The organism is Streptomyces sp. 63XJN7_1_ISO-PGPR-S23-121 (assembly GCF_056173025.1).
Genome location: NZ_CM149653.1, coordinates 3218767 through 3242032 on the forward strand (window position 1 = coordinate 3218767; position 23266 = coordinate 3242032).

Annotated in this window: 19 protein-coding genes and 4 pseudogenes; 11 read left to right on the forward strand and 12 right to left on the reverse strand. The window is 74.6% G+C overall.

What is annotated here, in order from left to right:
- Positions 1–17: 17 nt before the first annotated feature.
- Positions 18–1208 carry an amidohydrolase gene (locus AC0VYN_RS13935; protein WP_475536250.1) on the reverse strand — a complete coding sequence of 397 codons (1191 nt, stop codon included), beginning with the start codon at positions 1206–1208 and terminating at the stop codon, positions 18–20.
- Positions 1209–1380: 172 nt separating this feature from the next.
- Between AC0VYN_RS13935 and AC0VYN_RS13940 the strand changes: the two genes are divergently transcribed.
- From AC0VYN_RS13940 to AC0VYN_RS13955, 4 genes and pseudogenes are all read left to right on the forward strand, one after another.
- Positions 1381–2847 carry an aminotransferase class I/II-fold pyridoxal phosphate-dependent enzyme gene (locus AC0VYN_RS13940; protein WP_475536251.1) on the forward strand — a complete coding sequence of 489 codons (1467 nt, stop codon included), beginning with the start codon at positions 1381–1383 and terminating at the stop codon, positions 2845–2847.
- A 115-nt stretch (positions 2848–2962) separates the two neighbouring features.
- On the forward strand, positions 2963–3145 hold the full coding sequence (locus tag AC0VYN_RS13945; RefSeq protein WP_475536252.1) for a hypothetical protein: 183 nt from the start codon (positions 2963–2965) through the stop codon (positions 3143–3145).
- Positions 3146–3166: 21 nt separating this feature from the next.
- A pseudogene (locus AC0VYN_RS13950) lies at positions 3167–3858 on the forward strand (hypothetical protein).
- 116 nt (positions 3859–3974) lie between these two features.
- Positions 3975–4965 (forward strand): annotated as a pseudogene (locus AC0VYN_RS13955) (serine hydrolase domain-containing protein).
- 69 nt (positions 4966–5034) lie between these two features.
- On the opposite strand, the gene AC0VYN_RS13960 reads toward AC0VYN_RS13955, so the two are convergent.
- Positions 5035–6411, reverse strand: coding sequence for a trypsin-like serine protease (locus AC0VYN_RS13960; protein WP_475536253.1), 1377 nt, complete (start codon positions 6409–6411; stop codon positions 5035–5037).
- 192 nt (positions 6412–6603) lie between these two features.
- The gene (locus AC0VYN_RS13965) at positions 6604–8265 is read right to left on the reverse strand and encodes an alkaline phosphatase D family protein (protein WP_475536254.1); all 1662 of its coding nucleotides are present in this window, start codon (positions 8263–8265) and stop codon (positions 6604–6606) included.
- A 257-nt stretch (positions 8266–8522) separates the two neighbouring features.
- Between AC0VYN_RS13965 and AC0VYN_RS13970 the strand changes: the two genes are divergently transcribed.
- Positions 8523–8828, forward strand: coding sequence for a hypothetical protein (locus AC0VYN_RS13970; RefSeq protein ID WP_475536255.1), 306 nt, complete (start codon positions 8523–8525; stop codon positions 8826–8828).
- 115 nt (positions 8829–8943) lie between these two features.
- A complete protein-coding gene (locus AC0VYN_RS13975) occupies positions 8944–9306 on the forward strand; it encodes a cupin domain-containing protein (protein ID WP_475536256.1) in 363 nt (120 codons plus the stop codon).
- Here the strand turns inward: AC0VYN_RS13975 and AC0VYN_RS13980 are convergent.
- The 6 genes and pseudogenes from AC0VYN_RS13980 to AC0VYN_RS14005 all read right to left on the reverse strand — a co-directional run.
- Positions 9307–9636 (reverse strand): annotated as a pseudogene (locus tag AC0VYN_RS13980) (VWA domain-containing protein); the annotation flags it as partial. It abuts the gene before it with no gap.
- A 217-nt stretch (positions 9637–9853) separates the two neighbouring features.
- Entirely contained in the window at positions 9854–11164 is a 1311-nt protein-coding gene (locus tag AC0VYN_RS13985) for an FtsX-like permease family protein (protein ID WP_475536257.1), read from the reverse strand.
- Positions 11165–11167: 3 nt separating this feature from the next.
- Complete coding sequence (locus AC0VYN_RS13990) at positions 11168–11953, reverse strand: ABC transporter ATP-binding protein (RefSeq protein ID WP_475536258.1); 786 nt, start codon at positions 11951–11953, stop codon at positions 11168–11170.
- A 163-nt stretch (positions 11954–12116) separates the two neighbouring features.
- A complete protein-coding gene (locus AC0VYN_RS13995) occupies positions 12117–12761 on the reverse strand; it encodes a LutC/YkgG family protein (RefSeq protein ID WP_475536259.1) in 645 nt (214 codons plus the stop codon).
- Positions 12758–14236, reverse strand: coding sequence for a LutB/LldF family L-lactate oxidation iron-sulfur protein (locus AC0VYN_RS14000; protein ID WP_475536260.1), 1479 nt, complete (start codon positions 14234–14236; stop codon positions 12758–12760). Before AC0VYN_RS14000 ends, AC0VYN_RS13995 begins: the two co-directional genes overlap by 4 nt.
- Positions 14233–14985 (reverse strand): (Fe-S)-binding protein, encoded by a 753-nt coding sequence (locus AC0VYN_RS14005; protein ID WP_385472736.1) that lies wholly within the window; start codon positions 14983–14985, stop codon positions 14233–14235. Before AC0VYN_RS14005 ends, AC0VYN_RS14000 begins: the two co-directional genes overlap by 4 nt.
- A 213-nt stretch (positions 14986–15198) precedes the next feature.
- On the opposite strand from AC0VYN_RS14005, the gene AC0VYN_RS14010 reads away from it, so the two are divergent.
- From AC0VYN_RS14010 to AC0VYN_RS14025, 4 genes are all read left to right on the forward strand, one after another.
- Positions 15199–16227 (forward strand): LacI family DNA-binding transcriptional regulator, encoded by a 1029-nt coding sequence (locus tag AC0VYN_RS14010; protein WP_475536261.1) that lies wholly within the window; start codon positions 15199–15201, stop codon positions 16225–16227.
- Between the two features lie 115 nt (positions 16228–16342).
- Positions 16343–17644 carry an alpha/beta fold hydrolase gene (locus AC0VYN_RS14015; RefSeq protein ID WP_475536262.1) on the forward strand — a complete coding sequence of 434 codons (1302 nt, stop codon included), beginning with the start codon at positions 16343–16345 and terminating at the stop codon, positions 17642–17644.
- Positions 17645–17739: 95 nt separating this feature from the next.
- On the forward strand, positions 17740–18483 hold the full coding sequence (locus AC0VYN_RS14020; RefSeq protein ID WP_475536263.1) for a PIG-L deacetylase family protein: 744 nt from the start codon (positions 17740–17742) through the stop codon (positions 18481–18483).
- An 84-nt stretch (positions 18484–18567) separates the two neighbouring features.
- A complete protein-coding gene (locus AC0VYN_RS14025) occupies positions 18568–19398 on the forward strand; it encodes a pentapeptide repeat-containing protein (protein WP_475536264.1) in 831 nt (276 codons plus the stop codon).
- On the opposite strand, the gene AC0VYN_RS14030 is transcribed toward AC0VYN_RS14025, so the two are convergent.
- The gene (locus AC0VYN_RS14030; protein ID WP_475536265.1) at positions 19360–20943 is read right to left on the reverse strand and encodes a cytochrome P450; all 1584 of its coding nucleotides are present in this window, start codon (positions 20941–20943) and stop codon (positions 19360–19362) included. The genes AC0VYN_RS14025 and AC0VYN_RS14030 overlap by 39 nt on opposite strands.
- Positions 20944–21051: 108 nt before the next feature.
- Here AC0VYN_RS14030 and AC0VYN_RS14035 point away from each other — a divergent pair, with 108 nt between their 5' ends.
- A complete protein-coding gene (locus AC0VYN_RS14035; RefSeq protein WP_451692708.1) occupies positions 21052–21660 on the forward strand; it encodes a TetR/AcrR family transcriptional regulator in 609 nt (202 codons plus the stop codon).
- Positions 21661–21683: 23 nt separating this feature from the next.
- Here the strand turns inward: AC0VYN_RS14035 and AC0VYN_RS14040 are convergent.
- Positions 21684–22130: pseudogene (locus tag AC0VYN_RS14040) on the reverse strand (lactonase family protein); the annotation flags it as partial.
- A gap of 41 nt (positions 22131–22171) precedes the next feature.
- Positions 22172–23227: a hypothetical protein gene (locus AC0VYN_RS14045; RefSeq protein ID WP_475536266.1), complete on the reverse strand. Its 1056-nt coding sequence runs from the start codon at positions 23225–23227 to the stop codon at positions 22172–22174.
- Positions 23228–23266 lie beyond the last annotated feature (39 nt).

The window sequence follows — 23266 nt, forward strand, 5'->3', positions numbered from 1 at the left end:
GTCTGCCGGAGGGCGGTTCAGCCCTCACCCGCCTCCGCCGCGCGGTGCCGTGCCCAGGCCGCTTCCCGCAGGTCCGGGCGCAGCAGCACGTCGGCGGCCGTGCACGCCAGCGCCCCGGCGGCGGCGGTCAGGACCTCACGGGCCCGGCCGGAGGCGGCGGCCGCGGCGAACTCGGGGGTGTGGTCGGAGCCGTCCTCGCCCATGATCGCGACGAACGGATGGATGGCGGGCACGCGCGTGCTCACGTTGCCGACGTCCGACGAGCCCAGGTACACACCGGGCACCGGAGGCGTCAGCGCGATCCCCGCCGCGGACAGATGCGCCGCGAACCGGTCGGACAGCACCCCGTTGTCCCGGAAGTGGTCGTAGCGGACCGTGGCGCGTTCGACCTCGGCCCGCGTACCGGTCGCCCGGGCGACGCCCTCCGCACACTCGCGCAGCTGCCCGATCAGCTCGTCCAGTGCGCGCGAGGTGGCCGCCCGCAGCCCGAACAGCCCCTCGGCGAACTCGGGCACGATGTTCGTGGCGGTCCCTCCGTGCGTCACGATGCCCTGCACGTGGGAAGCCTCCGGCAGTCGCCGGCCGACCACGGCCAGGACGTTGAACAGCTCCACGAGGGCCGCGAGCGCGTCGACGCCCTCGGTCGGGTTGCCCGTCGGGTGGGCGGCCCGCCCGTGGAAGGCCACCCGGTACTGCACCTGCGCGGTCAGCGGCGCCCGTCGCCAGTCGTACACCCCCGGGTGGAACATCAGCGCCGCGTCCACCCCGTCGAACACCCCGGCCTCCACCTCCACGACCTTCCCGCCCCCGCCCTCCTCCGCGGGCGTGCCCACGGCCGTCACGCAGCCCGCCGAGCCGCCCAGGACGGCGTGCACCGCGAGGGCGGCGCCCAGACCCGCCGCCGCGATCAGGTTGTGGCCGCAGGCGTGACCGAGGCCGGGCAGTGCGTCGTACTCCAGCAGCAGCGCCACGGCGGGGCGGCCCTCGCCCGAGCGGGCGACGAACGCGGTCGGCATGCCGGCGGTGCCGCGCTCGACCGTGAAACCGGCTCCCTCCAGCTCCCCCGTGAGCAGGGCGGCCGCCCGGTGCTCGGCGAACGCGTACTCGGGGTCGGCGTGCAGCCGCAGCGCCACGTCCCACAGCGCCCCGGCCCGGCCGGCCACCTCCTGGCGGATGTCCTCGTGGACGTCGTCGAGCGTGCGGGCCACGCCGCCTCCTCGCGTCGGGTGCTCCGGCTTCCTGCCGGTGTGCGGGTGCCACCATCCGGGTGCCGTGACACGCACCGGGTTTCGGCGGCCGGGCGGGTGCAATACGTTCCCATGCGCCACGGGGCCGTGAACCACGGACGGACGGCGCCCCCGAACCGACGTGGGAGGAACGATGGATCACTCGCGGGTGCCCGTTCTGGAGGCGCTGGAGGACTTCCGGCGGCGGGGAGACATCGCCTACGGCCCACCGGGTCACAAGCAGGGCCGCGGGGTCGATCCGCGGGTCGCGGAGATCGTCGGGATCGACGTGTTCCGCTCGGACGTCCTCTCCCTCAACGGGCTCGACGACCGCCGTCAGTCCCAGGGGGTGCTCAGCGCCGCGCAGGAGCTGATGGCGGACGCCGTCGGCGCCGAGCATGCCTTCTTCTCCACCTGCGGCAGCTCCCTGTCGGTCAAGACCGCCATGCTGTCCGTGGCCGGCCCGGGGGAGAAGCTGCTGCTGTCGCGCAACGCGCACAAGGCGGTGGTCGCGGCGGTCGTCGTCAACGGCGTCGAACCGGTCTGGGTCCACCCGCGGTTCGACGCCGAACGGCACCTCGCCCACCCGCCGGAGCCGGACGACGTCCGCCGCAAACTCGAGGAACACCCGGACGCCAAGGGCATGTTGCTGATCACGCCCACGGACTGGGGCACCTGCGCGGACATCACGGGCGTGGCCCGGGTGTGCCACGAGTACGACGTGCCCCTCATCGTGGACGAGGCCTGGGGCGCCCATCTGCCCTTCCATCCCGCCCTGCCCCCCTGGGGGATGGACGCCGAGGCCGACCTGGTGGTGACCAGCGTCCACAAGATGGGCGGCGCGATCGAGCAGAGCTCCGTCTTCCACCTCCAGTACGACCGGGTGTCGCCCGAGGTGCTGGCGCAGCGTGAGGACCTGCTGGGTACGACGAGCGCCTCGTCGCTGGTGTACGCCACGCTCGACGGCTGGCGGCGGCAGATGGTCGAGCAGGGCCACGACCTGCTGGACGCCGCCCTGCGCCGTGCGGAGCGGATCCGGGCGGCGGCCGCGGACATGCCCGGTCTGCGGCCCATGGGCCGGGAAGTCGTCGACGCGGGGCTCGCCGCCTCCTTCGACCCGCTCAAGATCGTGATCGACGTCCGGGAACTGGGCGTCAGCGGCATGCAGGCGACCGAGTGGGTGCGGGACCACTGCCATGTGGACCTCGGCGGCTCCGACACCTGCCGCATCAGCGCATCGGTGACCCACGCCGACGACGACCACACGGAGGAGGTCCTGCTGGGCGCCCTGCGCGCCCTCGTCGAGGGGGCCGGGTCCATCGAGCGCCGGCCGCCCGTCCGCCTGCCCGAACCCCCGGTGCTGGAGCTGGAGCAGGCCATGTCGCCGCGCGCCGCGTTCTTCGCCGAGGTGGAGCACGTACCGACCGAACGGGCCGCGGGGCGCGTCTGCGCGGAGACGATCAGCCCCTATCCGCCGGGCGTGCCCGTGATCGCCCCCGGCGAGGTCATCACCGACGAGGTCCTCGACTACCTGCGCAGCGGCGCCGAGCACGGTGTCCTGATCCCGGACGCCGCCGACTCGTCGCTGCGGACGCTGCGCGTGGTCCGCACGATGTCCTGACTGTCCGAATTGTTGAAGAAGTTATCTTCTGTGAATTCCGAGAAGACAGGCATGCTTTGTGGCGTGTCGGACACCTGTGGTGCGAAGGCCTCTTGCTACCAGAGGAGATGGTGAAATGCCTTCCAACGACAGGATGCTCGCGGAAGTCACCGAGGACATCGACATCGAAGCGGCACTCGACCCCGCCGAGCCCGACGGAGTCTTCCGGGACAGCCGTGAGTGCGGCGGTCTCGCCCTGCAGTCCGGCGGCGGGCATCTGCTGCTCTCGCCCCCGACCCCGCGCCCGAAGAAGGGCTGACGGACCGACGGGAGCAGTGAGATGGAGCAGTCGAGCACATCGGCCCTTCTCCAGGGCACGGTGCTGGACCTCGCTTCGGACGTGGTCTCCGCTCTTCGGAGCGGAGACCACGCGCGAGCGGGCGGCACCCCGACGACGGACGGCGCGGGCATCGCACGTGCCGCGATACGCATCCTGGGCGCCGACACACTGCTGCCCACCGAACTCAAGGGCGTTCCGCCCGACCCCGGCCTGCTCGCCGTGTTCAGGGACGCCGTGGCGGCCCACCCGCCGCGGTCCGACGCGGCCCCCACCGTCGTGTGGAGCCACTGGGCGATGGCCCGCGCCCTGCGACGCCTCGAAGAACCTGTGGCCGGACCGACGGGGGCGCCGAGCCCGACGCCGGCTGGCTCGACGACGCCGGCTGGCAGCAGCTGACCCATCAGCTCGCCGTGCTCGCCCCGCTCGCCCTCCCCGGCGAGGACAGCGCGGTGGCCCGCGCGGCCCGGCGCCGCCCGGTGGACGTCGCCCGGGGCTTCGTACGGGCGGTGCGCCGCCGGGACTGGCAGCAGGCGGCCGGAGCCGGACGCTGGCTCGCCCTCCTGGACGGCGTGCCGGACACCCTCGGTCTCGAGGCGGGCCTCGACTTCGTCCGGCTCATGGGCGGCGGAGACCCGCGCGTGGCCCTCCAGCTGGAGGCGGCGCGGCTGATGCCGGCCGGAGTCCTGCTGTGACCGCGGCACCCGCGACGCACACGGCCGGTGCCACGAACACGGCGCACGACGGCGGCGCGTGGGACGAGCGGGACACACGGCACGTGCGCCGGATCGAGGAGACCGCGCTCGCCTGGATGCACGCCCACCGCGACCGCTTCGCGCTCGGCGAGGACGCCCTGGCCGCGACGGCCAGGTGAACCGCACCTGGAAACCGCTCGGCGAACTGGCCCGGGTCTGCGCGTCCGTGTCCCTGTGCACCCCGCCGTCGGACCCGCTGCACGCACGCGTCTCCGGCCTGCTGGAGTTCGCCTGGCAACAGACCCGCGGCGGCGAGCTGTTCCTGCTGATGCAGTCACTGGAGCCCTTCGCCACCTATCCGCTGGAGGTGTACGCGGCCTTCGCCTCGGCCGGACACCGGCACCCCGGCTACGAGGCGGGACTGCCCGCGCTGCCGCGCGACTTCCTCCCGCGCACCCTGCCAGCCCGGCGCACCAACCCCTACGCCCGCTACCCGGCCGCCCGTGTCGTCGACGCCTTCCTGCGCCACCGCCCGAGGCGCCGGCCCGGCACGCGCTGGCGCTACTCCAACTTCGGCGTCTCCGTCCTCGGCCACGCCCTCGCGGCCGCCACCGGCACGGCCTGGCCGGACCTGCTCACCGAGCACGTCCTGCGCCCCTTCGGCCTGAGCGGTACGGCGCTGTCGGCCGAGGAGCCCAGGACCGACGCCGCCGGGCACGGCAAGGACGGCCGCACCCCGGTACCGCCCTTCGACGCGGGCGGCTTCCCGGCCGCCGGGGCCGTCCGCTCACCCCGCACGACCTGCTCGCCTTCCTCGAGGCCCACCTCGCCCCGGCCGGCTCCCCGGCGGCCGGCGCCCTGGGCGCGGTGCGGGTGCCGGTGCTCCGGCGGGGCCCCGGGCACCGTCACGTGCACACCGTGGCATGGTTCCGGCATCCCACCGACGGCGGGCCGATGTACTTCCACGGCGGGGCCACCCTCGGCCAGCAGGCGTCCCTCGGCTTCCGGCCCGACACCGGCACGGCCCTGGCCGCGGTGTGCACCCGCCGCTTCCGGGCCCGCGACCCGTTCGTCGCCACCGCCTACGCGTTCCTCGCCGAGGGATGACGGACACGCCTCCGGCGCGGGGCGGTCACCCCGTGCCGAAGGCGCGTGCCCCGAGCTCGTGGCGGACCGTCACACGGGCTGCCACAGGGCCGGCGTGCCCTCCGGCGACCAGGCGCCCTGCGCCTGGTGGTTCTGCAGGCACCGGTACCGCACACCCGCGTAGGTCACCGTGGCCCCGACCTGGTAGACCCGGCCGGCGGCCCACGCGTCCGCGGCCGCGTCGTCCTGCGGCGCGGGCGTCTGGGACTGGGCGGCCGTGGTCCTCAGGGTGAGACCGAAGTCGCTGAGCAGCGGATTGACCGGCTGGTAGAACGTGGTGCCGCCGTTGGTGCAGTCGCCGGAACCGCCCGACGTGGTGCCCTGCGCCTGGGCGCCCGCGACGAAGGGGCCGCCGGAGTCGCCCGGTTCGGCGCACACCGTGGTCTCGGTCAGACCGTCGACGGTGCCCTCGGCGTAGCTGACGCTCGTGTCGTGCCGGCGGACGGTGCCGCAGTGCCAGCCCGTGGTGGACCCGGAGCGGCACACCGACGCCCCGACCAGTGCCTCCACCGAGCCGGCGACCTGCACCTTCTGCCCGTCCTGCGCCTTGACGTCGGGCGTGGCCGTCCAGTCGGAGTTGACGGCCACCCAGGCCATGTCCTTGCCGGGGAAGGTGGAACTCTGGAACGTGCCCTGGTCGCTCTGGTCGTACCCGGTGGTCCTCGCGCCGGGCCTGCCGCAGTGGCCGGCCGTGGCGAAGCCCTGCTGCTGTCCCTTGGTGACGGAGAAGCCGATGGAGCAGCGGGCCCGGGCGTCGATGTAGTAGGCGTCGCCCCCGACGAGGTCCTTCAGCAGCCGGGGCCGGTCAGGGGACACCTCGACGCCCACGTTCTCGGCCTCGACGCCGGCGCTCCTGACGAAGGCCGTCGCGGCCGCCTCGCTGCGCGCCTGGACCATGACCCGGTTGGTGCGCACGTCGACGTACCAGACCGGCGTCTCGGCGGTCTGCGTCCGCACGGCGGCGGCGTCCAGCTTCTCCTTGACCGCCGTGAGCCGGGCCAGCGGCTTCTCGACGACCGCCGCCGTGGCGCCCTCGGCCCGGATCGCGCCGGCGTCGGCGGCGTCGGTGGTGGCGACGGTCAGTTCGGCCGAGGTCGCGCCGCTCACCCAGGCGCCGGCGAAGCGGTCGCCCAGCGTGTTGCGCAGCCGGCCCGCACGGGTGCCGGCCTCCGCCTCGTTGACCAGCCGGGCCGTCGCCTGATCCGGCGTCAGCCGCAGGTCGCGCTCCATCGCGTGCAGCACCTGCGTCGACGGTGTGTCGGCGCCGAGTGTCCGGGCGGCGGTGGGCAGCGGCCCCGGTGCGGGCGGCGGCGCGGCCGACGCGGCCTGGGGGAGCGCGGTCAGGGCGAGCGCGCCGAGCGCGGTCAGGGCGGCGCGGCGGGTGCGCGCGGCATGTCTGCCGACCATGCGATGTGCCTCCTTCGAGTGCTGTGCGAGACAGCGGAGAACAGTGGGTGACCGTGGGTCACGCTGCGACTGGGGCGGATCACAGGCCTTGCCCGAAATCCCCGCGGCGACGCCGGACGCGGGCGTCTTTCGCGCGATGGGGGACGCGGTGGGGTGCAAGTGCAGTACACGCGCGGGCGCACCGCGTCCGGGTCAGGCCGGCTTCAGCCCCGGGGACCCCGCCTCGGTGACGAAGGACGCGGCCGTGGTGACGGCGGCGCCGGGCGTGGTGACGGCGGAGACCGTCCGGAAGTCCATGCGGGCCGCCTGGCGGTCGAGCCGGACCCGGACGTAGCCGCGCCTGCCGTCGTAGAACCTCAGGTGCGGGTTGGCCCGCATGTACGTGTCCCAGTTGGCGGGCCGCTCCACGCCGTCCCGGCCACTGGAGACGGAGGTGCAGGTGACCTCCGTGCCGAGGGTCGCGGACGCGGGGTCGTCGAAGTCGTCCTTGACGTCGAAGGCGTAGGCCACGTGCACGTCGCCGGTGAGGATCAGCCAGTTGTCCACCCCGGCCGACTTCGCCCCGGCGACGACCCGGCCGCGGGAGGCCCGGTAGCCGTCCCAGGCGTCCATGGAGAGCGCGGCGTCGGCGGTCACGTCGAACTTGCGCTGGGAGAAGCAGACCTGCTGCGGCATGACGTTCCACAGCGCCGTCGAGTCACGCCAGCCGTCGATCAGCCACTTCTCCTGCGCGGCACCGGTGAGGGTGCGCGCCGGGTCGTCCGACTCGGCGCCGGGAGCGTGCGGACGGTCGTCGTAGGCCTGGTCGGAGCGGTACTGACGGGTGTCCAGGAGGTCGAACTGGGCGAGCGTGCCCCAGTGCAGCCGGCGGTACAGCTGCGCGTCGGGGCCCTGGGGCAGCTGGGCGGCGCGCAGCGGCTGGTTCTCCCAGTACGCGCGGTAGGCGGCGGCGCGGCGCAGCAGGAACTCGGCCGGCGGCACGGCGTTCTCCGGGACGCTCCCGGCGTAGTTGTTCTCCGTCTCGTGGTCGTCCCAGGTGACGACGAAGGGGTGGGCGGCGTGCGCGGCCCGGAGGTCCTGGTCGCTCTTGTAGAGCGAGTAGCGCAGCCGGTAGTCGGCGAGGGTCATGGTCTCGCGGTTGAACACGCCGGGCAGCGTGAGGTCCGTGTAGCGGCGCTCGCCCCCCGCCGGGTTCACCGCGTACTCGTAGAGGTAGTCGCCGAGGTGGAGGACCACGTCGACGTCGTCCTCGGCCAGGTGCCGGTGCACCGTGTAGTAGCCGTCCTGGTAGGCCTGGCAGGCGACGGCGGCCAGTCTCAGGCCGGACGTGTCGCTGCCCGGCGCGGGGGCGGTGCGGGTGCGGCCGGTCGGGCTGATCCAGGACCCGGTCCGGAAGCGGTAGTAGTACTCGGTGCCCGGCGTCAGACCCGTGACGTCGACGTGCACGCTGTGGGTGTACTCGGCGTGGGCGTCGGCGGTGCCGCGGAACAGGACGCCCGCGAAGCGGTCGTCGAGGGCCACCTCCCACTCGACCGCGACCCGTTCCGTGCCCATGCCGCCGTCCTCCAGGAACGGCTCGGGCGCCAGCCGCGTCCAGAGCAGCACCGAGTCCGGCAGGGGGTCGCCGGAGGCGACGCCGAGGGTGAAGGGGTCCTCGGCGATGCGGGCGGTGCGCTCGCGGGCGGCGACCGCGCCCCGGGCCGGCAGATCGACGGAGAAGGCGAGCGCGGCGGCGGCCGCGGTGACGGTGAGGAAGCGCCGGCGGCCGAGGTGCCGGGCGGCGGCGCCCCATACGGCGTCGTGCGGGGAGGAGGCGTGCTCGGCCGGTGCGCTGTGACGGCCCGTGGGCGCCATCTGGTGTCCTCTCGTACGGGGCGGGCGGTCCGTGGGCGGGCGTGCGGGAAGCCGGGTGGGCCCCGGGCGGCCGCGCCGCGCACGCCGACCCGCGGTACGCGGACCCCGCATGCTATGCAGACGAAATGACCGAAACGGTCAGGGCGTGCGGAGTGATCACACAGGAGGCGGTACGCGCGTGTGCCCGGCGTCGGCCCGGGGCACTCGCGGCGGCGAAGCAGCACGTACGCGGCGGAGGAAGGCGGCGGGCCGGGACGATGGCCAGGACACGGCGCTACGAGGTGGCGGCCTCCGGCCGCTGGTGGGACGCGGAGGACAACCGCTGGCTGCCGGCCGGCGAGGTGCACGCGTGGGAGCAGGGCATGAACCAGACCGTGTGCGGGCTGTCCCTCCACCGGTCGCAGCTGTCCCGCTTCCCGTCCGTGGGCTGGGGCGACGTGCTGCCCGAGTCCGGGGGCGCGGCCGACGCGGTGCGCCGGGTCTGCCCCCGCTGCGCCGCCGCGGCCGGGCGCCGCGGCACGGACGCCCGGCCCACGTGGCGGCGCACCCACCCACGGCCGTAGGACCGGACGGCTCGCCCGCTCCGTGCGGTACCGCCCGGTGGCCGGGCCCCCCCGAATGGCGGCCCCGACTTGACAGGCGGACGATGGAGTGGTGGTGCAGGGAAGGAGGAGCGTCATGTTCGAGGCCAAGACGCTCGACAAGCCGGACGAGCGGCGTGATTTCCCCCGGGGACACCTCGAGGCCGTCCACATGGAAGGGCTCGACTTCGCCGTGGCCACCTTCGAACCGGGCTGGCGCTGGTCGGAGTCGGTGGGACCCATCGCGGGCACCGACAGCTGCATGATCCACCACAACTGCTACGTGGTGCAGGGCCGCATGTGCGTCCGCATGGACGACGACGGCACCGAGAGCGAGGTGGGCCCCGGCGATGTCTTCGTCTGCACGCCCGGGCACGAGGCCTGGGTCGTGGGCGACGAGCAGTGCGTGGTGTACGACTTCGCCGGAGCCATGGCGAAGGAGTACGCCAGGGCCGACTAGTCAGACCGGCAGCAGTCGCGTCACCAGTGCGCCGAGCTGGCGGGCGTTGCGGCATTCGTGCATCTCGACCAGCCCGGCGTACTCCGGTGCCGCAAAGTCGCCGGTGCCCCACCGTGAGCGCTGCTCGGGGTTGAGCCAGTACACCCGGCGGGCCCGCGCGGCGATGTCCCGGACCGCGGCGAGGTTCGGGTCGCCCATGTTCGTCCGGGCGTCCCCCCGCACGAACACGGTCGTACGCGGGCCCACCGCGGCACCGTAGCGCTCCGCGAACTCGCCGAGGGCGACCCCGTAGTCGCTGCTGCCGTGCCAGCCGGTGAGCGTCGCCCGCTCCGCGATCCCGGGGCCGCCGGACCGGCGCGGGAAGTACAGGTCGAAGACCGGGTCGAACACTTGGCGCTGGCCGGGCGTGTGCAGCAGGGTGGCCGCCAGGCCAGCGGGGGACGGTTCCTGCGACCCCCTATCTAAGCGCTTGTTCAGCACCGCTGTCACGCGCGGGGACGGTGCGACGGAATGCCCGCGGGCGGACACCCCCCGCACCGCCCGGGGTTCACGCGGCCGGCGCGACCGCCCCTACCGCCGGGACCCGCAGCACCCGTCGGGCCGTCACCAGGCTCGTGCCCAGCGTCACCGCCGCGCTCACCGCCGCCATCGCGAGCCATGTGCCGAGGAACGGGTCCGGCAGCACCGCGTCGGTGCGCACCACCGTGAACGGCACGACCCCCGCCAGCGCGGCCGCCGTGCCGAACAGCACCCCCGTGACCGTCAGGATCACGGCCTCGGTGCCGACCGTGCCCAGCACCTGCCCGGGCGTCGCCCCCGCCAGCCGCTGCTGCCCGAACTCGCGCGAGCGGAAGGCCGTCGCCGCGTACAGGGAGTTGACCAGCATGACGCAGACGAAGACCGCGATGATGCCGACGACCGTGAGGTTGAGCGTCTCCAGGTTCTTGGCGTCGACCGACTTGACCAGTCCGGAGGCCCGCACGGCGTCGCTCTCCACGGACTGCAGGGTGAGGGTCGCCGTGGACACGGCGGTGAACAGGATCAGCGGAACCAGGATCCCGGCGAGGTGACCGGCCCGTACGCGCAGGTTGCGCACCGCCAGCCAGCCGCTCGCGCCGGCGAGCGGCAGCCGGTCGAGCACGCCCGTCAGCAGGGCGGGCGACAGCAGCGCGAACCCGACGGACAGCAGGATCGCCCCGTAGGCCGGTGCCGCCATCAGTGCCTCGTCGGTCGCCGAGAACAGGAACGTGGAGGCCGCCCCCGCCGCCCCGGTGACCAGCGCGGCGCAGGCCAGGAACCGCCGTGCGCCCGGCCGTGCCCGGCCGCCCCGGGTGACCCGGCGCACCGCCAGGAACGCGGCGCCGGCCGACGCGAGGAGGGTGATGGCGACACCGCTGCCGAGCGCGACCGGGCCGAAGGCCGCGTCGACCGAGTCCGCCACCTGCCCGCTGTCCTGGAACATGCCCAGCAGCGCCCGGCCGCCCAGCACGGCCGGCCCGACCGCCAGGGCCGTGCCCGCCAGGGCCACGGCCACCGCCTCACCCACGACCATCCGCCCGATCTGCGCCGGAGTCGCCCCCGAGCACCGCAGCAACTCCAACTCGGCGACGCGCTGGCGCACGTTGACGGTCAGTGTGGAGGCCACCGCGAAGAACACCAGCAGCGTCCCGTACCCGCCGACGACGCCCGCCGTCAGACCGAGCGTGTCCGCGCTCACCGGGTCGACGCCGGCCCCCGCCGCCGTGTCGTGCATCGAGTTGAACGTCATGACGACCGCCGCGCCCAGGAAGGTGGACAACAGCGTCGCGAGGAACCGTCCGGGGCGTCGCCGGACCGACCGCAGGGACAGTGCGAACATCGCTCACACCCCCGCCGGCACGTCGTCGCCCAGGTGCGCGAGCCGCTCCGCGACCGCGTCCGGGGTCGGGGCGTCCATCCGGCCGGCCGGACGCCCGTCGGCGAGGAAGACGACGGAGTCCGCGTAGGAGGCGGCGACCGGGTCGTGCGTCACCATCACCACGGTCCGCCCGTGCACCCGCACCGCTTCCCGCAACAGCAGCAGCACCTGGCGGGCGCTGCGCGTGTCCAGGGCGCCCGTCGGCTCGTCCGCGAAGATCAGCCGGGGCTCGGTCACCAGCGCGCGGGCGATCGCCACCCGCTGCCGCTGACCGCCGGAGAGCTGGTCGGGGCGGTGCCCCAGCCGGTCGCCGAGTCCGACCGCGACCAGGATCTCCCGGGCCCGCCCGCGGTCCACCCGCCGCCCGGCGAGCTTCAGCGGCAGCACCGTGTTCTGCGCGACGGTCAGCGTCTCCAGCAGGTTGTACTGCTGGAACACGAACCCGACCCGCCCCCGCCGGAACTTCGTCAGCTCCGTCTCGCTGCCGCCCGTCAGCTCCTCGCCGTCCACGCTCACGATCCCGCTGTCGGGCCGGTCGAGGCCCGCCGCGCACTGGAGCAGCGTGGACTTGCCCGAGCCGGACGGTCCCATCACCGCGGTGAACGTGCCCCGCCCCAGGCTCAGCGTCACCCCGTCCAGCGCGGTCACGGTGTTCCCGGCGGTGCCGTAGGTCTTGGTGACCTTGACCAGCCGCAGCGCCTCGGGGGACGGTCCGGGGTCGTGCCGGCCTCGTGCTCGGTTGCGGAACATCGTGATCACCCTCCGTGCGGCACGCCCGGTGCGCTGCCTCGCCTACGACGCTACGGAGCGCACGGCCCGGCCACACGGGGCGCAGAGCCCGTATCCGGGGGTGTACCCAGGGACACCCCCGGCCCGCGACGCCCCGCCGCACGGCCCGCGACGCACCGCGCCGTCAGCCGGTCGCCAGCACCACCTCCAGGGTGCGCGGGCCGTGCACCCCCTCGACCCGGTCGAGCTCGATGTCGCTGGTCGCCGAGGGGCCGGAGATCCACGTCGACGGGCGGGCCGGGTCCAGGCGTCCGAGGGCCTGGGGGACGGAGGCGACCACCTGGCCGGGGACCCGGACGACGCAGATGTGGTGGTCCGGCACGAGCGTGATCCGGCGGCGGCCCTGGTCGGGGGAGCCGTCCAGGACGATCGTGCCGGTCTCGGCGATCGCGACCGCGCACCCCGTGACCACGCTGTCGACGCGGTCCAGTTCCCCCGGCGTGCTCTCCGGCCGGTCCCGGACCCGCTCCGGACCGCCGTCCGCGAGCCAGTCCGGGTCCAGGCCCGGTGGCACGAGCACCGTCCTCGCCCCGCGGGCGGCGAGCAGCCCGGTGACCGTCGCCGCCACCTCACCGGCCGTGCAGCGGTGCACGATCGCCCGGTACTCCGCCAGGTTCGCGGCGAGCAGCTCCACCGTCTCCGCGACGGTCCGGTGCCCGTGTTCGCGCAGGTAGTCCCGGGCGACCGCGTCCTCGTAGGGAGTGTCGTCGTGCGGCACGTCCGCGAGGGCGCGCCGCACCCGGCCCAGGATGCGTTCCCTGCTGCTCACTTCGCTCCGTCCTTCCCGCCGCGCGTGCGCTGCCACCAGTCCCGGAACGGCTCCGCGGGCACCGCCGGCAGATCCCGGGCGCCGCTCCACGCCCGGCCCGGCCCCGGAAGCGTGCGCGGATGCAGCCGGCGGGTGCGCGACGCCAGCCGCTGCCCGGCCCGCAGCGCGCCCGGGTGCGTGAACGCCCACCGCGCCGCGCGCATCGCCGCCCGCTCGGCGGCATGTCCCTTCGCCGGCTTCAGCACGACCCGGTTGCCCTCCCGGACGGCCGGCCCGCCCTGCACGACCCGTTCCCGCAGGTGCACCAGGACCTCGGGGATGTCGATGGCGACCGGGCACACCTCGTAGCAGGCACCGCACAACGAGGACGCGTACGGCAGGGAGGCGTCGATCTCGCTGCCCGTGCCCCGCAGTTGGGGGCTCAGGATGGCGCCGATCGGGCCCGGGTACACCGAGCCGTAGGCATGACCGCCCGCCCGTTCGTAGACCGGGCAGACGTTCAGGCAGGCCGAGCAGCGGATGCAGCGCAGTGCCTGGCGGCCGACCTCGTCGGCGAGGGTGTCGGTGCGGCCGTTGTCGAGCAGGACCAGGTGGAAGTTCCGGGGGCCGTCGCCGTCGGTGGTGCCCGTCCACATCGACGTGTACGGGTTCATGCGCTCGGCGGTGGAGGAGCGGGGCAGGAGCTGGAGGAAGACCTCCAGGTCCCGCCAGGTCGGCACGATCTTCTCGATGCCGACCACGGAAATCAGTGTCTCGGGCAGGGTCAGGCACATGCGGCCGTTGCCCTCGGACTCCACGACGACCAGCGTGCCGGTCTCGGCGACCACGAAGTTGGCGCCGGAGATGCCGACCTTGGCGCGCAGGAACTTCTCCCGCAGATGCAGCCGGGCCGCCTCGGCGAGCTCGGCCGGAGTGTCCGTCAGGCCCTCGGGCGCCGGGCGGCCCCACTCCCCCATCTCGGAGCGGAAGATGTCGCGGATCTCGCCGCGGTTGCGGTGGATGGCCGGGACGAGGATGTGCGACGGCCGGTCCCTGCCCAACTGCACGATGAGCTCGGCGAGATCGGTCTCGTAGGCCCGGATGCCCCGTGCCTCGAGCGCCTCGTTGAGGCCGATCTCCTGCGTCGCCATCGACTTGACCTTGACGACCTCGGACTCGCCGGTCTCCGCCACCAGCCGGGCCACGATCTCGTTGGCCTCGTCCGCGTCGGCGGCCCAGTGGACGGTGCCGCCCGCCGCCGTGACCGCCTCCTCGACCCGCACCAGGTAGCGGTCGAGGTGGCGCAGCGTGTGGTCCTTGATCCGCTTCCCGGCCTCGCGCAGCCGCGCCCAGTCGTCCAGCTCCGCCACCGCCCGCGCCCGCTTGTCGCGGATGGTGTGCGTCGCGTGCCGCAGATTCCCGCGCAGCGTCGTGTCGCGCACGGCCGCACGCGCCGCCTCGGGAAAGGCCGGCATCCCCACGAACGTCCCGCTCATGCGGCCGCCTCCTCCGTGCTCGCCAGGATCTCCGCGATGTGCACCGGCCGCATGCCCGTCCGCAGCCGCGCCATGGTCCCGCCGATGTGCATGAGACAGGAGTTGTCGGCCGCGCACAGCACCTCGGCGCCCGTCGCCTCGGCGTTGCGCACCTTGTCCGTGCCCATCGCGACGGACACGTCGGCGTTCTTCACCGCGAAGGTGCCGCCGAAGCCGCAGCACTCCTCGGCGCCCGGCAGCTCCACCAGCTCCAGCCCCCGCACCGCCCGCAACAGCCTGAGCGGCCGGTCCCCGAGGCCGAGGGCGCGCAGCCCGTGGCAGGTCGGGTGGTACGTCACCGTGTGCGGGTAGTACGCCCCCACGTCCGTCACCCCCAGCACGTCCACCAGGAACTCGGTCAGCTCGTACGTCTTCGGCACCACCGGTGCCAGGGTGGCGGCCAGGGCGTCCCCGCGGCCCTCGGCCCGCGCCCGCTCGCCCAGCCGCGGGTACAACTCCCGCACCATCGCGCCGCACGACCCCGACGGCGTCACGATCGCGTCGTAGTCCGTGAAGACCTCGGCGAAGCGCCGGGCCAGCGGCTCCGTCTCGTGCCGGTAGCCCGTGTTGTAGTGGGCCTGGCCGCAACAGGTCTGGCCCGCCGGGAAGTCGACCTCGACGCCCAGCCGGGTCAGCAGTCTCACCACGGCACGGCCGGTGTCCGGATAGAGCGTGTCGTTGACGCAGGTCAGGAACAGGGCGACACGCATCGCGGCTCCTCGGGCGATCGTTGCGATCATCGGACGGAAAGCAGGGTAGTCGTCGCGTCCGGTCCCGCGGCAGGGTGCGGTCGTCCGGTGGCGCGTCGTTCCGCGTCCCGTCACCACCGGCGCCCGGCCGGGCGGAGGCCGCCCCGCGACGGCGCGGGTAATGTGAAGGTTTTCCCGCCCCCTCCCCAGACCGACCCTGGAGGTCCCTGCCCGATGGCCCATTCGGTGGGTATCAAGGACGTCGCCCGCGCCGCCGGAGTATCCGTGGGCACGGTCTCCAACGTCATCAACCGCCCGGACAGCGTCGCGGCCGAGACCCGCGCACGGGTGCTGTCCGCGATCGACCGGCTCGGCTACGTCCGCAGCGAGTCCGCGCGCCAGCTGCGCGCGGGCCGCAGCCGCATCATGGGGCTGCTCGTCCTCGACATGGGCAACCCCTTCTTCGTGGACGTCGCGCGCGGCGCCGAGCGGGCCGCCCGCGAGGCGGGGCTCGGCGTGATGGTCTGCAACAGCGCCCAGAGCCCCGGCGAGGAGGCCGAGTACCTCTCGCTCTTCGCCGAACAGCGGGTGCGGGGCGTGCTCCTGACCCCGGCCGACGCCACCGGCCGCAACATCGAGGGCTTCCGGCGCCACAACATCCCCTTCGTACTGGTCGACCGGGTCGCCGAGGGCACCACCGAGTGCTCGGTCTCCGTCGACGACGTCGCCGGCGGCGCCCTGGCGGTGCGCCACCTCGTCGACGCCGGACACCGCTCCCTCGCCTACGTCAGCGGCCCGCCCGGCCTCAACCAGGTCCGCGACCGCCGCACCGGCGCCCTGAACGCGCTCGCCGAGGCGGGACTCGCCCCCGAGACCCTGCGCGAACTGCCCACCGACCGCCTCGACGTCGCCGCGGGCCGCGACGCCGGCGCCCGGCTGCTCGGCCTGGCCGACCGGCCCACCGCCGTCTTCTGCGCCAACGACCTGCTCGCCCTGGGGGTCCTTCAGGCCATGTACGCCGCGGGGGTCGGCGTCCCCGACGACCTCGCCATCGTCGGCTACGACGACATCGAGTTCGCCGCGGCCGCCGCGGTCCCGCTCACCTCGGTGCGCCAGCCCGCCGTCACCATGGGCGCCATGGCCGCCGAGCTGCTCCTGGAGGAGACCGAACGCCACGGCGACGACGACAGGGCCCACGTCCACCGGCGGGTCGTGCTCCAGCCCGAACTGGTGGTGCGCCGCTCGAGCCTGTCCGCCCGCTGACCCGCCGTTCAGCACATTGTCCCGGTCCCGGGGGGCGTCGGCCGCAGGACCATGTGCTGAACTGGGACACGGCCGAAAGATCCGACCGTAGGACCCATCCGCCCCGGGAGCCCCGTTGAGCGCCAGTTACCGCCAGCCCGGCGTCGTCCTCACCGACCGCCGATTCACCGTGCCCCTCGACCACGCCGACCCCGCGGGGGAGACGATCGAGCTGTACGCCCGCGAGGTCGTCGCGAGCGACAAGGCGCAGGACGACCTGCCGTGGCTGGTGTACCTCCAGGGCGGCCCCGGCTTCGGGGCGCACCGCTTCGTCGGCCGCCCCTCCTGGCTCGGCCGCGCCCTGGAGGAGTACCGCGTCCTGCTCCTCGACCAGCGCGGCACCGGTGCCTCCACGCCGGCCAACCGCCAGACGCTGCCGTTGCGCGGCGGCCCCGCCGAGCAGGCCGACTACCTCACGCACTTCCGCACCGACTCCATCGTCCGCGACTGCGAGATCGTCCGCGCCCAGGTCACCGGCGGCGCCCCCTGGGCCGTGCTCGGCCAGAGCTTCGGCGGCTTCTGCACCGTCGCCTACCTCTCCCTGGCGCCCGAGGGCCTGCACACCGCCCTGATCACGGGCGGCCTGCCGTCCCTGGACGCCCACGTCGACGACGTCTACCGGGCCGCCTACCCCCGCATCGAGCGCAAGGTCGAGGCGCACTACGCCCGCTACCCGCAGGACGTCGAGCGCGCCCGCCGCATCGCCGACCACCTGCTCACCCACGACGTCGTCCTGCCGAACGGCTACCGCCTCACGGTCGAGGCCTTCCAGTCGCTCGGTATCGTCCTCGGCGGCAGCGAGGGCAGCCACCGCCTGCACTTCCTGCTGGAGGACGCCTTCGTGCGCACCCCGCGGGGCGCGGAGCTGTCCGACGCCTTCCAGGAGGAGGTCCAGGGCCTGCTGTCGTTCGCCGGCCACCCGTTGTACGCCCTCGTCCACGAAGCGATCTACGGGCAGGACGCGCGCCCGACGAACTGGTCCGCCGAGCGGGTCCGCGCCGAGTTCCCGCGCTTCGACGCCGCCAAGACCCTCGCGGGCGACGAACCGCTGCTGTTCACCGGCGAGACGATCCACCCCTGGACGTTCGACTGCGACCCGGCACTGCGCCCGCTGCGCGAGACCGCCGAACTGCTCGCCGCCCGCACCGACTGGACGCCCCTGTACGACCCCGCGCGGCTCGCCGCCAACGAGGTGCCGGCCGCCGCGGCCGTCTACCACGACGACATGTACGTCGACACCGCCCACGCGCTCACCACCGCCCGGAACATCCGGGGCCTGCGCACCTGGGTCACCGACGAGTTCGAGCACGACGGCGTGCGGGCCGGCGGCCCCCGTGTCCTGGACCGCCTGCTGGCGCTGGCCCGCGACGAGGCCTGACCGGCGGTCCCGCGCCACGGCCACGCGGGCGGCGCGCGCGTCCCGCCCGTGCCGTCGCCGTGGGTGAGGCCGGTGCCGCGGACTAGGGTGCGGACATGACGGAGCCGACGATCACGCAACTGGAGCCCATGCCCGGCGACTGGCGGCGCGCCCTCGCCGTCGTCGCCCACCCGGACGACCTGGAGTACGGCTGCGCGGCGGCGGTCGCCGCCTGGACCGACGAGGGCCGCGAGGTCGCCTACGTCCTCGCGACCCGCGGCGAGGCGGGCATCGACACCCTGTCGCCCGCCGAGTGCGGCCCGCTGCGGGAGCGGGAGCAGCGGGCGAGCGCGGCCGTGGTCGGGGTGAGCGAGGTGGAGTTCCTCGACCACCGGGACGGCGTCGTCGAGTACGGCGTCGCCCTGCGCCGGGACATCGCCGCCGCGATCCGCCGGCACCGGCCCGAGCTGGTCATCACCCTCAACCACCGCGACACCTGGGGCCAAGTGGTCTGGAACACCCCGGACCACGTGGCCGTCGGCCGGGCCACGCTCGACGCGGCGGGCGACGCCGGCAACCGGTGGATCTTCCCGGAGCTGACCGAGCGGGGCCTCGAGCCCTGGGACGGCGTCCGCTGGGTCGCCGTCGCGGGCTCCGCCACGCCCACGCACGCCGTGGACGCGACGGCCGGGCTGGAGCGGGCCGTCCGCTCGCTGCTCGAACACCGCACCTACATCGAGGCGTTGACCGACGAGGAACCGGAGGCGTACGCGCGCGGATTCCTGACCCGCACCGCGGAGCAGACGGGCCGGCGGTTCGGGAACCGGCCCGCGGTCGCCTTCGAGGTGTTCGCACGGTGACGGACCCGGCCGACGGCTCGCTCGGCCCCGCCGGGGGACCCGCCACCGCCGGGGCCCCGGCCCGCGTTCCGTAAGCTGAACCCCATGCGAGAACGAGAGACCGGCCGGGCCGAGCTGCGCGGGGACTGCGAACGGTGCTTCGGGCTGTGCTGCGTGGCGCTGCCGTTCACGCGTTCGGCCGACTTCGCGGTGAACAAGGACGCCGGCACCCCCTGCGGCAACCTGCGCGAGGACAGCCGGTGCGGGATCCACGCGCGGCTGCGGCCGGAGGGCTTCACCGGCTGCACGGTCTACGACTGCTTCGGCGCCGGGCAGCAGGTCTCCCAGGTCACCTTCGGCGGCAAGGACTGGCGCACCGGCCCGCCCGGGCACGCCCGCGGCATGTTCGAGGTGTTCCCGGTGGTCCGCCAGCTGCACGAGCTGCTCTGGTACCTGACCGAGGCACTGACCCTGCCCGCCGCCCGGCCCGTCCACGCCGACGTGCGCCGCATGCTGGCCGAGACGGAACGGCTCACCGCCGCGGCCCCCGCGGAACTGGCCGCGCTGGACGTGGCGGCACACCGGCAGCGGGTCAACGTGCTCCTGCTGCGCACCAGCGAACTGATGCGGGCCGGGACGCGCGGCAAGAAGAAGAACCGCCGCAACGCCGACCTGATGGGCGCCCGTCTGAAGGGTGCCGACCTGCGCGGGGCCGACCTGCGCGGCGCCTACCTCATCGCCGCCGACCTCACCGGCGCCGACCTGCGGGGCGCGGACCTGATCGGCGCCGACCTGCGCGACGCCGACCTGACGGACGCGGATCTCACGGGCGCCTTCTTCCTCACCCAGCCGCAGCTCACCGCGGCCCGGGGCAGCGCCGGCACGAAGCTGCCGGAGTCACTGGCCCGGCCGGCGCACTGGACAGCGGGCCGCTGAACCGCCCTGCTCCGTGCCGCCCTGCTCCGTGCCACCCGCCTCCGTGCCGGCCTGCCGCGCGGCGTCGGTCCTCTCGCCGTCGGGCTCCGGCAGCGCCCCGCGGCGGTCCAGCCGCAGCCGCAGCCCCTCCGGCATCAGCGTCAGCCGCTCCGTCACCCGCAGCCGGTAGTCCGGCTCGGGCCGCAGCTCGTAGCGGCGCAGCAGCAGCCCGAGCACCAGCGTGGCCTCGTGCAGCGCGAACTGCCGCCCGATGCACGCCCGCGCGCCCGTGCCGAACGGCTTGAACGTGTGCGGCGCACGCGCCCGGACGGCCTTCGCGTCGAAGCGGTCGGGGTCGAACCGCTCGGCGTCCGGCCCCCACACGTCGGGATCGCGGTGCAGCATCCCGGTGAGGACGAGCGCCCACGCGCCCCGCCGCATGGGATACGCGCCGTCCAGCACCGTGTCCCGGCGCGCCTCCCGCGAGAAGGCGGGCGCGGTCGGCCACAGCCGCAGCGTCTCGTCCAGCACCCGGCGCACGTACCGCAGCCTGGCCACCTGCTCGTAGCCGGGCGCCTCGACGGCGCCCCAGACCCGGTGCACCTCGGCGCGGGCCCGGGCCGCGACCTCGGGGTGCCGGGCGAGGTAGTGCAGGGCGAAGGAGAGCGCGCCCGAGGTGGTCTCGTGGCCGGCCACCAGGAAGGTGATGACCTGCCGCCGGACGTTCTCCGCCGACAGGCGCTCACCGGTGTCCGGGTGGACCGTCTCCAGCATCCGGTCGAGCAGGTCGCCGTCGCCGCCGTCCGAGGAACGGCGGGCCCGGACCAGGTCGTCGACCGTGCGGTTCAGGTAGGCGATGTCGGCCGCGTTGCGGCGGCTCGCACCGCGCAGCAGCCAGCGCGCGAGCGGCACGGGCACGGTGTTCAGGCGCTGCGCGTGGCCGAGGGTGCCCACCATCGCGGTCACGAACGGGTGGAGCCGGGGGCGTTCGAACGACCCGAAGTCGTGCCCGAACCCGGTGCGAGCGATCGTCTCCAGGGTCAGCTTCGTCATGTCGCCGGGCACGTCCACGGGGTGTCCGGCGGCCTCGGCACGGTCCCACTGGCCCGTCAGCCGTCCGGCCACGTCCAGCATCATGAGGTGGTAGCCGGCCATGGCCTCCCGGCTGAAACCGGGCGCCAGGACGTCGTGCGCGAGCTGCCAGTTGGGTTCGTGGTTGTACGCCGTGAACAGCCCGTCCCCGGCGACCGGACGCAGGTTGGCCACGCCGAGCCCCACGTGCTTGGCGAAGCGGGACTCGTCCGCCAGGTCGGCGGCGAGCCGGGCGCCCCACACGAACACGAACTCCTTGCCGAAGACCCGCCGCCGGAAGATCGGTCCCAACTGCCGTGCGTAGCGCAGCGAGTCCTGCATCGGCGTGCTCCGGCTCGCCCCGAGCACGTCCCCGACCAGCGGGAGGCGGTGCGGCGGGTGCGGGATGCGGTCCAGTTCGGGCCAGCCCAGCTCGGCGCTGCGCAGTCCCTTGGGCAGCCCGTCCGCGGCCGCTTCCGTCCTCGTCCGAGCCATGACCGATCTCCCTCGACGCGGCGCCGTGTCCCGAGTGTGTTGTACGTCGATTCAATAGCGGTCCCAGTGTCGTCCCGTTGCTGAACCGACGTCAAGTAGAGTGCGGGCATGGCCGCGAACCAGGGCGGGCGCACGCGCCGCCGGCTCAGCACCGAGGAGCGCCGGGAGCAACTGCTGTCGGTGGGCGCGCGGTTGTTCTCCGAGAGCCCCTACGACGAGGTGTGGATCGAGCGGGTCGCCGAGATCGCCGGAGTCTCGCGGGGCCTGCTGTACCACTACTTCCCGGGCAAGCGGGACTTCTTCGCGGCGGTCGTGGAACGCGAGAGCGAGCGCATGCTGCGGATGACGGCGGCCGTGCCCGGCGTCCCGGTGCGCGAGCAGCTCGCCGCGGGCCTCGACGCGTACCTGGAGTACGTCCGGGAACACGCGCACGGCTACCGCGCCTTCCACCGCGCCGACGCGACGGGGGACCAGGTCGTGCGCCGGGTCTACCGACGGGCGCTGGCCGCGCAGGAACGGCAGATCCTCGCCGCCCTGGCCGCCGACCCGGAGTTCGGCCCCGCCTTCGAGGAGCGGGCCGACGCGCGGCTCGCGGTGCGCGGCTGGCTGGCGTTCACCACCGCGGTCTGCCTCGAGTGGCTGCGGGACCCGCGGCCGGCCCGGGAGCAGGTGCGCGACCTGTGCGCGCGGGCCCTGCTGGGTGCGATCGCGCCGTAGGCACCGGTCCCGCCCAGGAAGGGGCAGGGCGCGGTGCCGCCGGTGCTCCGGCTGCCCAGAATCCTGCGGTCGGACAGGCGTACGGCGATCACGGCGCCGTCCGCCCGCTCGTTCACCGCGTACAGCGTGTGTCCCGCGGGGTGCACCGCCAGATACGACGGGTCCGGCACGCCGGTGAGGGTGCCGCGGCCGGTGATCCGGCCCGTGCGGACGTCGTACTCGGCCAGCCCGATGCCCCGGCCGCCGCCCTCGGCCGAGGTGTACGTCCCCAGGTGGAGCGGGCGCGGACCCGGCGGGGCGTGCTCCCGGCCCGGCGCGCCGCCGCTCGCCGAGGAGGCCGCGGGGGTGGCCGCGGGCCCGGGCCCCGGCGCGTCGCCGCAGGCCGTGGCCGCCGGGAGCGCCGCCGCCGCGGCGGCCGTCCGGGCGAGGGCGGCGGTGAACCGGCGCCTGCTCCAGCCGCCGTCCCTCATGCGCGCTCCCGTCCGCCGGCCCGTCAGGTCCGCCCCCGTGTCTACCAGTCGCCGTCCTGCACGGGTGCCCCGGGGGCGTCCTTGAGGGGCTGGATCTGCTGCGGGCCGGGCTGCTGCCAGCTCTCGTGGTCGTCGCCGATCCAGTCCCCGACCGGCTTGACCTCCTGGAGCGGTTCGGCCGGCGACAGGTCGCGCGCGTCCTCGTCGTAGTAGTCGAACCAGGGCAGACCCGCCCTGGTGTAGGCCGCCCGGTCCACGGGGGACGGCGGCGGGGCCTCGCCGGTGATGCGCTGCCACTCCGGAGGCGTCACCAGGTGCACGAAGACCCGGCCCGCCGGCCGCTCCGCCCAGTCCGTCAGGGGCCGTTCGTCCCGGTAGACCTCCTGCCGCATGGAACCGCCGACGCCCAGCCCCATGGCGGGGGCGGACCGCGCCCGTGCCCCGCCCGCGGGTGCCGGGGCCGCGCCGGGGGCGGCCGGCGCCGACATCGGCAGCGCGGTCCCGAAGGCGCTGCGCCGGCGGGTGCCCCGGTCACGCAGCGCCTCGGCCCGGCGCCGCTCCTCCTCGCGCCAGCGGGCCAGCTCCCGGTCGTTGAGGGCGAACGCCTGCAACTGCACGCCGCCCCACACCTCCTCGCCGGTCACCTGGCCCTCGACGGTCGCGCCCATGCCCAGCGGAACCGCCACGAACTGGCGGACCGTGCCCGTCCCGGAGTTGATGCCGTCCAGCCAGGGCTGCCGGGGAAGCACCACGTAGTTCTGCGGATCGCGGGAGAGCCGGTCGCTCCACGGCCGGCCCGACACCGCGCACACCTTGCCCACGCCGACCTGCAGGGCCGCCGGCTCCCTGGTGCCGGCGAAACTCAGCCACATGGCCTCGCGCAGGTACACCGGCAGCATCACGCCACCGCGCGCCCGCCACGCCTCGGGCACGTTGTCGGCGTAGTCGGCGATCCGCCGGACCGGGAACTCACCGAGCCCCGGCGGCAGCGGATGCGTGCCCGTCTCGGGCAGCCGCAGCGTGCGGATGAACCGCACCGCCGCACCGCCCGGCAGCCGCAGCGTGTTCCCGTCGATCCGCACCCCGGTTCCGGTCATCCGATCGCCCCACTTCCCGCCGGGCCCTCGCCCGGCCGC

Excerpts from the sequence above, each read along its gene's own strand:
- AC0VYN_RS13940 (WP_475536251.1), top strand. The coding sequence starts at position 1,381 with ATGGATCACTCGCGGGTGCCCGTTCTGGAGGCGCTGGAGGACTTCCGG.
- AC0VYN_RS13945 (WP_475536252.1), top strand. The coding sequence starts at position 2,963 with ATGCCTTCCAACGACAGGATGCTCGCGGAAGTCACCGAGGACATCGAC.
- AC0VYN_RS13960 (WP_475536253.1), bottom strand. The coding sequence starts at position 6,411 with ATGGTCGGCAGACATGCCGCGCGCACCCGCCGCGCCGCCCTGACCGCG.
- AC0VYN_RS13965 (WP_475536254.1), bottom strand. The coding sequence starts at position 8,265 with ATGGCGCCCACGGGCCGTCACAGCGCACCGGCCGAGCACGCCTCCTCC.
- AC0VYN_RS13970 (WP_475536255.1), top strand. The coding sequence starts at position 8,523 with ATGGCCAGGACACGGCGCTACGAGGTGGCGGCCTCCGGCCGCTGGTGG.
- AC0VYN_RS13975 (WP_475536256.1), top strand. The coding sequence starts at position 8,944 with ATGTTCGAGGCCAAGACGCTCGACAAGCCGGACGAGCGGCGTGATTTC.
- AC0VYN_RS13985 (WP_475536257.1), bottom strand. The coding sequence starts at position 11,164 with ATGTTCGCACTGTCCCTGCGGTCGGTCCGGCGACGCCCCGGACGGTTC.
- AC0VYN_RS13990 (WP_475536258.1), bottom strand. The coding sequence starts at position 11,953 with ATGTTCCGCAACCGAGCACGAGGCCGGCACGACCCCGGACCGTCCCCC.
- AC0VYN_RS14000 (WP_475536260.1), bottom strand. The coding sequence starts at position 14,236 with ATGAGCGGGACGTTCGTGGGGATGCCGGCCTTTCCCGAGGCGGCGCGT.
- AC0VYN_RS14005 (WP_385472736.1), bottom strand. The coding sequence starts at position 14,985 with ATGCGTGTCGCCCTGTTCCTGACCTGCGTCAACGACACGCTCTATCCG.
- AC0VYN_RS14010 (WP_475536261.1), top strand. The coding sequence starts at position 15,199 with ATGGCCCATTCGGTGGGTATCAAGGACGTCGCCCGCGCCGCCGGAGTA.
- AC0VYN_RS14020 (WP_475536263.1), top strand. The coding sequence starts at position 17,740 with ATGACGGAGCCGACGATCACGCAACTGGAGCCCATGCCCGGCGACTGG.
- AC0VYN_RS14025 (WP_475536264.1), top strand. The coding sequence starts at position 18,568 with ATGCGAGAACGAGAGACCGGCCGGGCCGAGCTGCGCGGGGACTGCGAA.
- AC0VYN_RS14030 (WP_475536265.1), bottom strand. The coding sequence starts at position 20,943 with ATGGCTCGGACGAGGACGGAAGCGGCCGCGGACGGGCTGCCCAAGGGA.
- AC0VYN_RS14035 (WP_451692708.1), top strand. The coding sequence starts at position 21,052 with ATGGCCGCGAACCAGGGCGGGCGCACGCGCCGCCGGCTCAGCACCGAG.
- AC0VYN_RS14045 (WP_475536266.1), bottom strand. The coding sequence starts at position 23,227 with ATGACCGGAACCGGGGTGCGGATCGACGGGAACACGCTGCGGCTGCCG.